Origin of the sequence: Mesorhizobium sp. M7A.F.Ca.US.014.04.1.1, from assembly GCF_003998745.1 — a bacterium.
Taxonomy (GTDB): Bacteria; Pseudomonadota; Alphaproteobacteria; order Rhizobiales; family Rhizobiaceae; genus Mesorhizobium; species Mesorhizobium ciceri.
On the sequence record NZ_RZRW01000169.1, the window covers coordinates 1 to 10,390 of the forward strand.

A 10,390-nucleotide genomic window follows, 5' to 3' on the forward strand; every position below is an offset into this window, starting at 1 on the left:
CGATAGGGGATGCCGAGGCCGCCGCCGAGGTCGATATGCTCGATGGCATGGCCGTCCGCCCGCAGCGCGCCGACCAGATCGACAAGCAGGGCGAAGGCGTCGTCGAAGGGCTGCAGCTCCGTGATCTGGCTGCCGATATGGGTGTCGATGCCGGTGATCCTGATGCCGGGAAGCGTTGCCGCGCGGGCATAGACCTGCCGCGCCCGCTGCCACGGGATGCCGAATTTGTTCTCGGCCTTGCCGGTGGAGATCTTCTTGTGGGTCCTGGCGTCGACATCGGGATTGATGCGCAGCGAGATCGGCGCCACCTTGCCAAGGGCAACGGCTCGCGCCGACAACAGCTCAAGTTCAGGCTCGGACTCGACGTTGAAGCAGAGAATGCCGGCGGCAAGGGCAAAGTCCATTTCGCGCGCAGTCTTGCCGACGCCCGAAAACAGGATCTTGCCGGCCGGAATGCCGGCGGCCAGCGCCCGGCGCAATTCACCTTCCGAAACCACGTCGGCGCCGGCGCCGAGCTTCGCCAGCGTCCGCAGGACGGCCTGGTTGGAATTGGCCTTCATGGCGTAGCAGACCAGCGTGTCGAGCCCGGCAAAGGACTGGGCAAACACCCGGTAGTGCCTGGTCAGGGTGGCCGTCGAGTAGCAGTAGAATGGCGTGCCGACCTGTGCGGCGATATCTGGTATCGCCACGTCCTCGGCACGGAGCACGCCGTCGCGGTAGTCGAAATGGTTCACGGGAGTGATTCCGGAAGCTGCGGCAAGATGAGATCGGGTTGGAAGGCCCCGCTCTCGTCGGCCTAGATCAGCGGGTCGAGGATGAACTTCTTGTCCTTGACCGGTTTTTCTGGCTCCGGCGGCACGGGCTGATGGGCCTTCGAGGCATCCTTGCGCGCCTGCACGGCCGCCTCATAGGGCGTGTCGAGACCGCCCCTCCTGCCGCAGGCCGAGACGGCCGCGATCGCCACCAGCAGCGTCAGCGTCACCAAAATCCTGCTTCCGGTCATCGATCCATCCGTCCGAAACGTTTGTCAGCCGCCGCTTTTAGCCGAGTTCTCGGCGCATTGCACCCCGAGATATTGCTCGTCGCAATATCTGGCGCAACGTCCGGATATTGCTGGTCGCATGTCCGGGATATTGCTGGCGCAACATCCGGCATTACGCTTTCGCCAGTCGCTTTTTCCAGGCGCGGATCTGCTTCCTCACTTCCGACGGCGCGGTGCCGCCGAAACTGGTGCGGCTCTTGACCGAGTTCTGCACCGCCAGCACTGAGAATATGTCGGCCGTGATGCCGGGATCGATCGACTGCAGATCCTCCAGCGAAAGCTTCTCCAGCCCCACCTTCTTGTCTTCGGCCAGCGCCACCGCCCGGCCGGTGACATGATGCGCCTCTCGGAACGGCAGGCCGAGCGTGCGCACCAGCCAGTCGGCAAGGTCGGTTGCTGTCGCGTGGCCGGAGCCGGCGGCCTTCTTCATCGCGGCTGCGTTGACCGTCATGTCCGAGACCATGCCGGTCATCGCCGCCAGCATCAGGTCGAGCGTCTCGGCGGCGTCGAATACCGATTCCTTATCTTCCTGCATGTCCTTGCCATAGGTCAAAGGCATGCCCTTCATCACCGTCAGCAGGCCGACCAGATGGCCGGTGACGCGGCCGGTCTTGCCGCGCACCAGTTCGGCGGCATCGGGATTCTTCTTCTGCGGCATGATCGACGAGCCGGTGGAAAACGAGTCCGACAGCCTGACGAAGCCGAATTGCGGCGTCGACCAGATGATGATCTCTTCGGCCAGCCGCGACAGATGCGTGGCGCAGATCGCGGCCATGGCAAGGAACTCGAGCGCGAAATCGCGATCCGAGACGCTGTCGAGCGAATTGCGCATCGGCTCGCGGAAGCCGAGCCCCTTGGCGGTCCGGTGGCGGTCGATCGGGAAGCTGGTGCCGGCAAGTGCGGCGGCACCGAGCGGGCTTTCGTCCATGCGTTCGATCGCATCGCGGACACGCGACAGGTCGCGCGAAAACATCTCGACATAGGCCATGCAGTGATGGCCGAAGGTCACCGGCTGGGCCGCCTGCATATGGGTGAAGCCCGGCATCACGGTCGCCGCATGCTCCTCGGCCCGCTCCAGCAGCGCCTCAATCAACCCCTTCAACGCCTCGGCGACGCGAAAGCACTCCTCCTTGACCCAGAGCCGCAAATCGACCGCGACCTGATCGTTGCGCGAGCGGGCGGTGTGCAGGCGGCCGGCCGCCGGGCCGATCAGATCGGCAAGGCGCGCCTCGATGTTCATGTGGATGTCTTCGAGCCGCGTCGAGAACTCGAAGCTGCCGGCCTCGATCTCTCTCAGGATCGTGTTCAGCCCGTCAGCGATTTTTTCTTGATCGGCCGCCGAAATAATGCCCGTTTGCGCCAGCATCTCGCTATGGGCGATCGAGCCTTTGATGTCCTGCGCATAGAGTTTGCGGTCGAAGGAGATAGACGCGTTGATCGCTTCCATGATGGCGGCCGGACCCGAGGCAAAACGTCCGCCCCACATCTGGTTGCTGGTTTTCTTATCGCTCATGGCTATAACCCGTGCTTCGGAGCAGTTTTGAGAAAATGGCAGACGGTAGTAGATTCTTCCCGGCCCCGCGCCTGATCCTCGCCGCCTTGGTGGCGGGCGCGCTGGCGGGCGCGGTCGCGGTATATGTCAGCGAGAGCCGGTCTGGCAACAATGCACCGGCACAAGCTGCCGTGGGTGAGAGCAAGGACGACGTGGCCTGCGCGGCCAAGAGCGACCGCGCCAAGAAGGTCGCGGCTTCGGCCACCGGTGAGGTCGCGGCACTTTTGCCGGCCGATCCGCCACAATCCCTGAAGAGCCTTGCCTTCAACGGTCCGGACGGCAAGCCGATGACGATTGCCGATCATGCCGGCAAGACGGTGCTGCTCAATCTGTGGGCGACATGGTGCGCCCCGTGCCGTGCCGAAATGCCGGCGCTCGATGCGCTGCAGAAGGAAAAGGGCAGCGACGCCTTTCAAGTGATCGCCGTCAATGTCGATGCCGGCGACGATGTGAAGCCGAAGAAGTTCCTCAGCGATACCGGCGTCGCGACGCTTGGCTATTACCGGGATTCGACGATGGCGCTGTTCAACGACCTCAAGAAGCGCGGCCTGGCGCTAGGCCTTCCTGTCACCATGCTGGTCGACGGCGAGGGCTGCCTGATCGCCCATATGAACGGCCCGGCCGAATGGTCGGGGCCGGACGCCAGGCGGCTGGTCGAGACGGCACTCAAGCCCGAGAGCCTCTAGTCTAGCGTGTGGCTAGCGCAGGTGCCGGTGCGAAGGCCAGAACGCTTCTGTCGCGCAAGGTAGCGGGTTTGCTGCCGACAGCGGGTGCGACGACACCGGTCAGCTCGCCGAATTCTTCGATGAGAGCTGGCCTGCCGATATAATAGCCCTGGCCGATCTCGCAGGCTTCGGCGTCCAGGAATTTCAGTTCGCCGAGCGTCTCGACCCCCTCCGCCAGAACCGGCAGGCCGAGACCACGTCCAAGTCCCAGGACGGCGCGCACGATCGCCGCGACCTGGCCGTTCTTGTCGACCGACTTGATGAAGGAGCCATCGATCTTGATCTTGTCGAAGGGGAAGGCGCGGAGGTTGGAGAGCGAGGAATAGCCGGTTCCAAAATCGTCCATGGCCACGCGCACGCCCAGCGCCTTGACCTGCCGCAAGGTGGCCAGCGCCCGCGGCATGTCCTTGACAAGCGCCGTCTCGGTGATCTCAAGCTCGAGCCTGCCGGGCGCCAGGCCGGAATTCAGCAATGTTTCGTGGACCTTGCGGCTGAAATTCGTGTTGTGGAGCTGCACCGCCGAAACGTTGACGGCCACTGTCAGCGGATTTTCCCAGCGGGCGGCTTCCTCGCAGGCAGCCGTCAGCACCCATTCGCCAATCTGGCCAATGGCGCCGCTGTCTTCGGCCACCGGGATGAATATGGCCGGCGACACGTCGCCGCGAGTCGGATGCCGCCAGCGGACCAACGCTTCGAAGCCGACCATCTTTCCGCTGCTGATCTCTTTCTGCGGCTGGTAGACGAGATAGAACTCCTGGCGTGCGACCGCCTGGCGCAGTTCGTGCTCCATGACGCGCTTGTCGCGGGCCTCGGCCCCCATCGATGCTTCGAAATAACGGTAAGTGTCCTTGCCTTCGGTCTTGGCCCGGTAGAGTGCCGTATCGGCGTGGCTTATCAGGCTGGCCTGGTTTTCGGCATCCGACGGATACAGCGCAATGCCGATGCTTGCCGACACAAGGCCGCCGCCGACCGAGAGCCGGTTTTCCTCGCGCATGGCGGTCAGCACCGCGTTGGCGATACGGCCCGCCTCCAACGGGTCGGCCAGGTTCGGCGCGATGATGGCGAACTCATCGCCGCCCAGCCGCGCCACCATCTGCCCTGGACGAAGGATACCGGTCGCGCACTGCGCAACCTTCTGCAGCATGGCGTCGCCTGCGCCGTGCCCATACAGGTCGTTGACCTCCTTGAACCGGTCGAGATCAAGCAGCAGAAGCGCAAGCTGGCCGCCTTTCCTGGTCCGGACCATCGCAGCGATTTCCGTCTCCAGCCGGCCGGAAAAGCTGCGGCGATTGGCCAGTCCGGTCAATGGATCGAAATGGGCAAGCCGCAGGATCTCCTGTTCCGCCTTCTTGCGCTCGCGAATGTCGCGGACCGCGACCACGTTGTGCGGTTTGCCACAGTAGTCGATGCTCCTGGCGATCAGCTCGACAGGAATGCTCGTGCCATCGCGACCGCTCAATTCGGCCTCCTGCGGCTGTTCGCCGAAGCCCGAGATATCGGATCCGAAGAGATCGCCAAGCTGCATTCCGTTCAGGGTCGCTGTTGCTTTGCCCGTCAGTGCCGCAATGCTGTCATTGGCACTGATGATGCGGTTGCCGTCGCAGACGATCAGCCCCTCCACGGCGGCATTGGCCAGGCCGTGCATGCGGTCGACCTCGAGCTTCTGGCGACGGAAGCGCAAATCGATCCACAGCGCCGATGCCGACAGAACCAGGATCACCAGTGTGGCGGCGGCGGCCGCGAAAGCCTGCGAGGTCGGCTCGATCGTGTATTCGGATATGACGATCGAGGGATCGGGGAAGATCGAGACGGCACCCATCCCGATGAAATGCAGGGTGCAGATCGCCAGCGTCAGCAGCACCGCGCCGCCGGATGTCGCCTTCAAGGAGGGGCGGCGCTGCACGACACGCAGCGCCAGCGCCGCGAGCGTTACGCCGGCCAGCAGGGAAACGGCGACAAGCAACAGGTTCCACTCGATACGGCCCTGAACCTCGAACGCCGCCATGCCGATGTAGTGCATGGCTGCGATACCGCCGCCCAGCACGGCGCCGCCGACGAGATGATAGTCGAACTCATCCCGCAAGGTGGCGATCCACATGCCGGCTGCCGTCAAAGTGACCGAAGCAGCGAGCGAAAGCACGGAGAGTGCCGGATCATAGGCACTGGGTATGCCCGGTGTGAATGCGAGCATGGCGATGAAGTGCGTTGCCCAGATGCCAAAGCCGGTCGAAGTGGCCGCGATCATCAGCCAGGCAAGCCGGTTCCGATCTGTGGAACGGCTTATGTGCTGAAGCAGGTTGACAGCAGAGAAGCAGGAAATTCCGCAGATCAACGCGGCGAGTGCGACCAGTCTCAGATCATGTTCGTTGACGATACAATTGTAGACCGTCAGCATTTATTTCACCTGAGCTTTGGAAATAAACAGGGCAGCAGGATTGAGTAGCGCGTTGCCGTTGAGGGATCGATAAAGTCGGCTGCAACCTTGGCGTGTCTCTTCGGGTTGCTGCGGCTGCAATCAGGGCTGACACGCCGAAAGCCAGCTTGACGGTCCCGACGGTGGTTCCTGGCGCGCTTGTCGTCGCGCTAAGCCGGCTAACCGCATCGCTTCCCATGCCTCCAAGCGGAGACGAGCGTTGCGTCAGGTAAAGGGTGAAGTTCGTCGATCTGCAACAAAACCGTTGTCTGATTGTCATGAGCGACACATATTGCCTTCGCGGGAGTGCCCCCTTTCGCCAATGACAAACGGGAGATGAAACATGAAGTCCTTCGGCTTCGCGGCCGGTGTTGCCGCTACCTTTATGACGCTTTCCTCAACCTCCGCTTTTGCCGTCACGCAGATCAGTTGGTGGCACGCCATGACTGGCGCCAATGCCGAAGTCGTCGACAAGATCTCCAAAGATTTCAATGCCAGCCAGAGCGACTATGAGCTCGTTCCGGTGTTCAAAGGCACGTATCCCGAGACGCTGAATGCCGGCATTGCCGCCTACCGCGCGGGCCAGGCGCCAGACATCATCCAGGTGTTCGACGTCGGCACCGGCGTGATGATGGCGGCCGAAGGTGCCATCAAGCCCGCAGCCGATGTGTTGACCAGCGCTGGAATGACCTTCGACAAGAGCCAGTATCTGCCAGGCATAGTCGGCTATTATTCGAAGCCGGACGGCACCATGCTCTCCTTCCCCTACAACTCCTCCTCGCCGATCCTTTATTACAACAAGGATATCTTCAAGAAGGCTGGTCTCGACGTCGATAGCCCACCCAAGACCTGGAATGAAGTGTGGGAAGACGCCAAGAAGATCAAGGCGAGCGGCGCGGCCGCCTGCGGCTACACCTCGACCTGGCTGACCTGGATACATCTGGAGAATTTCGCGGCCTGGAATGACGTGTCATGGGCCACCCAGCAGAACGGTCTGGCCGGCGGCGATGTCGAGCTCAAGATCAACGCGCCGATTTTCGTCAACCATTTCCAGGCGCTGGCGGACCTCGCCAAGGACGGCACCTTCAAATATGGCGGCCGCACCTCCGAAGCCAAGCAGATCTTCCTTGCGGGCGAATGCGGGATCATGACCGAATCGTCCGGCGGACTTGGCGATATCGTCAAGTCCGGCATGAATTACGGCATTGGCCAATTGCCGTATGACAGCGACGCCAAGGGTGCGCCGCAGAACACGACGCCGGGTGGCGCCAGCCTGTGGGTTTTCGCGGACAAATCCGATGAGGAATACAAGGGCGTCGCGGCCTTCTTCGCCTACCTGTCGAAGACCGAGGTGCAAGAATACCTGCACCAGAAGTCGGGTTATCTGCCGGTAACGCTGGCGGCTTATGAAGCGACCAAGAAGTCCGGTTTCTATGACAAGAATGTCGGCCGCGAGACCCCGATCCTGCAGATGACGGGTAAGACGCCGACCGACAATTCCAAGGGCGTACGTCTGCCGAATCTGCCGCAGGTGCGCGATATCCAGAACGAGGAGTTCGAGAAGATGCTCGCCGGCCAGCAGACCGCGCAGCAGGCGCTCGACAATGCGGTTACGCGTGGCAATGCCGCGATCAAGGAAGCGCTGGGGAATTAGAGCGAGCGCAGGTCCTTGCTCTACGGCGCACCCATCTGTCCCGCCGGGCATCTCCCCTCGTGAGGGGAGTTTTGCCGTGCCTTGCGATTTCGCCAATGGTCGATGATGCCCAGTCCGAAACGCTCATCAAAGCCATCTTGGCGGAGAGGGGTGCCGCATGGTGCCCCCCGCCTCATCACCTCGGAGTGGCTCCGTGACCCCTCGCGTCGTGTTCCCCAACAAGGTCCTTCCCTACCTGCTTGTGGCGCCGCAACTGGCCATCACGCTCGTTTTTTTCTACTGGCCGGCCGGTCAGGCGTTCTACCAATCCATGCTCAGGCAGGATCCGTTCGGGCTGAGGACCAAGTTCGTCTGGTTCGCCAATTTCAGGAAAGTGCTTGCCGATCCGGCCTACCTGAACTCGATCAAGGTCACGGTGGTGTTTTCCCTTGCGACCGCTATCGTCGCCATGTGCGTGGCGCTCCTGCTGGCGGTCATGGCAGAGAAGGTGGTGCGCGGCAAAGGTCTCTACCGCACGCTCTTGATCTGGCCCTACGCGGTGGCGCCGGCGATTGCCGGTATGCTGTGGCTATTCCTCTTCAACCCTTCGATCGGGTCGCTGGCCTACATGCTGAGGAGTTTCGGCATCGCCTGGGATCCACTGCTCAATGGCACCCACGCCATGATCCTGCTGGTGTCCGCCGCTGCCTGGAAGCAGATCAGCTACAATTTCCTGTTCTTCGTCGCCGGCCTGCAGGCGGTGCCGAAAGCCTTGATCGAGGCGGCGGCCATGGACGGCGCCGGCGAGACCAAGCGATTCTGGACCATCGTCTTCCCGCTGCTTGCGCCGACGACCTTCTTCCTGCTGGTCGTCAACACCGTCTATGCCCTGTTCGACACGTTCGGCATCGTCCATGCCGTCACCGGGGGCGGTCCGGGCAAGACGACTGAGACGCTGGTCTACAAGGTCTACAATGACGGCTTCGTCAATCTGATCCTCGGTGACTCGGCGGCGCAGTCGGTCATCCTGATGATCATCGTCATCTCGCTCACCGCCATCCAGTTCCGCTATGTGGAACGCAAAGTCCATTACGGCTGAGGGCGAGCGATGATCGGCCAGTCACCGCTCCGCACCGTCATCGCCCACGCCATGCTGATCCTCGGCATATTGATCGTCGCCTTCCCGATCTACTACACGTTCGTTGCCTCGACGCAGACGCTGCAAACGATCCTCAGGCCGCCATTGCCGCTCCTGCCCGGCGATCAGTTCTGGAACAATTACAGCGAGGCATTGTTCGGCGGTGTCGGCCGCATCGGCGGCGTCAGCGTCGGCAGGCTGCTGCTCAACACGACGATCATGGCGCTCGGCATCGCGGTGGGAAAGATATTCATCTCGATCCTGTCTGCCTATGCGATCGTGTTCTTCCGCTTTCCGCTGCGCATGACCTTCTTCTGGCTGATCTTCATCACCCTGATGCTCCCCGTCGAGGTGCGCATCCTGCCAACCTACAAGGTGATGGTCGATCTCGGCATGATCGACACTTATGCGGGCCTGATCATCCCGCTGATCGCCTCGGCCACCGCCACGCTGCTGTTCCGCCAGTTCTTCATGACGATTCCTGGCGAATTGGTTGAGGCGGCGCGGGTCGACGGTGCGGGGCCGTGGCGCTTCTTCTTCGATATCCTGTTGCCGCTGTCGCGGACAAATATCGCGGCGCTGTTCGTCATCCTCTTCATTTATGGCTGGACACAGTATCTGTGGCCGTTGCTCGTCACCAACAGCAGCAACATGAACACGATCGTCATCGCGCTCAGAAAGATGGTCTCCTTCGCCGATGCCGATACGCAATGGCACCTGGTCATGGTTACAGCGATGCTGGCCATCGTGCCGCCGATCCTGGTCGTGGTGCTGATGCAACGCTGGTTCGTTCGCGGCCTGGTCGATTCCGAAAAGTGAGAAGCTGATGGCGACCGTCGATCTGAAGGATGTGAAGAAGGTCTACCCCAGCGGTTTCGAGGCCGTGAAGGGCGTTTCAATCGCGGTTCCCGACAAGGAGCTTTGCGTGCTGGTCGGCCCGTCGGGTTGCGGCAAGTCCACGCTGCTCAGAATGATCGCCGGGCTTGAAACCATCTCCTCGGGAACAGTTGCGATCGACGGCAAGATCGTAAATTCAACCGGTCCGACCGAGCGTGACATCGCCATGGTGTTCCAGAACTACGCGCTCTATCCGCATATGAAAGTCTACGACAACATGGCCTATGGGCTGCGCAACCGCGGCACGCCGAAAGATGAGATCGACAGCCGGGTCCGCGCGACGGCGAAAATACTGGAACTTTCGGCGCTGCTCGACCGCCGCCCGCGCGAGCTTTCCGGCGGCCAGCGCCAGCGTGTCGCCATGGGTCGTGCCATTGTGCGCAATCCGAGGGTTTTCCTTTTCGACGAGCCGCTTTCCAATCTCGATGCCAAATTGCGTGGCCAGATGCGCGTCGAGATAAAGAACCTGCAGCGCTCGCTTGGCGTCACGTCGGTCTATGTCACACATGACCAGCTCGAGGCGATGACGTTGGCCGACATCCTCGTCGTCATGAATGCCGGACTGGTCGAACAAATGGGGGCGCCGCTCGACGTCTACGAAAGGCCGGCCTCGACCTTCGTCGCTTCCTTCATTGGCGCGCCGCCGATGAATCTCCTGCCCCTTTCGCAAGGGCCGGCTGGTCCGGCGCTGGCTGATGGCAAGACGATTGAATTTGCGCCTGCGAACGCCGTCACGCTCGGCTTCCGCCCCGAGGATGCCGACGTCACCTTCGGGTCCGAGGCACCGTCCGGCGCGCTCATCCTGCCGGCGCTGGTCGAGGCAGTCGAACCGGTAGGCGCCGAAAGTTTCCTTCACTGCGCTGCAGGTGGCAGCAGGATCGTCGTGCGGGTCGCGGGTCGCGCCACCGCCACGGTTGGCAACCAATTGCGCGTGGTTGCCAAGGCAGAAAAGCTGCACTGGTTCGATCAGGCCGGAAAGCGCGTCGGCTA

The 10,390-nt window shown here is 62.1% G+C and carries 9 protein-coding genes; 5 read left to right on the plus strand and 4 right to left on the minus strand.

Annotation, left to right across the window (positions count from 1 at the left end):
• The 3 genes from EOA22_RS13750 to argH form a co-directional block, all read right to left on the minus strand.
• Positions 1-734, minus strand: a 734-nt coding sequence (locus tag EOA22_RS13750; protein ID WP_164755413.1) for a diaminopimelate decarboxylase, incomplete at its 3' end; no start/stop codon positions are given.
• A 62-nt stretch (positions 735-796) separates the two neighbouring features.
• Positions 797-1,003 carry a lipoprotein gene (locus EOA22_RS13755; RefSeq protein ID WP_013529409.1) on the minus strand — a complete coding sequence of 69 codons (207 nt, stop codon included), beginning with the start codon at positions 1,001-1,003 and terminating at the stop codon, positions 797-799.
• 151 nt (positions 1,004-1,154) lie between these two features.
• On the minus strand, positions 1,155-2,555 hold the full coding sequence (argH, locus tag EOA22_RS13760; protein WP_063169086.1) for an argininosuccinate lyase: 1,401 nt from the start codon (positions 2,553-2,555) through the stop codon (positions 1,155-1,157).
• A gap of 35 nt (positions 2,556-2,590) precedes the next feature.
• Here argH and EOA22_RS13765 point away from each other — a divergent pair, with 35 nt between their 5' ends.
• A complete protein-coding gene (locus EOA22_RS13765; protein WP_063169085.1) occupies positions 2,591-3,280 on the plus strand; it encodes a TlpA disulfide reductase family protein in 690 nt (229 codons plus the stop codon).
• A gap of 1 nt (position 3,281) precedes the next feature.
• Here the strand turns inward: EOA22_RS13765 and EOA22_RS13770 are convergent, their stop codons facing one another.
• On the minus strand, positions 3,282-5,714 hold the full coding sequence (locus tag EOA22_RS13770; protein ID WP_063169084.1) for an EAL domain-containing protein: 2,433 nt from the start codon (positions 5,712-5,714) through the stop codon (positions 3,282-3,284).
• A 361-nt stretch (positions 5,715-6,075) separates the two neighbouring features.
• Between EOA22_RS13770 and ugpB the strand changes: the two genes are divergently transcribed.
• From ugpB to EOA22_RS13790, 4 genes are all read left to right on the plus strand, one after another.
• A complete protein-coding gene (gene ugpB / locus EOA22_RS13775) occupies positions 6,076-7,386 on the plus strand; it encodes a sn-glycerol-3-phosphate ABC transporter substrate-binding protein UgpB (protein ID WP_013529413.1) in 1,311 nt (436 codons plus the stop codon).
• A 157-nt stretch (positions 7,387-7,543) separates the two neighbouring features.
• Entirely contained in the window at positions 7,544-8,464 is a 921-nt protein-coding gene (ugpA, locus tag EOA22_RS13780; protein ID WP_050580468.1) for a sn-glycerol-3-phosphate ABC transporter permease UgpA, read from the plus strand.
• 9 nt (positions 8,465-8,473) lie between these two features.
• Positions 8,474-9,322 (plus strand): sn-glycerol-3-phosphate ABC transporter permease UgpE, encoded by an 849-nt coding sequence (gene ugpE, locus EOA22_RS13785; RefSeq protein WP_013529415.1) that lies wholly within the window; start codon positions 8,474-8,476, stop codon positions 9,320-9,322.
• Between the two features lie 7 nt (positions 9,323-9,329).
• Positions 9,330-10,390: sn-glycerol-3-phosphate import ATP-binding protein UgpC (locus EOA22_RS13790; protein ID WP_024503776.1), on the plus strand; the 1,061-nt coding region annotated here is incomplete at its 3' end.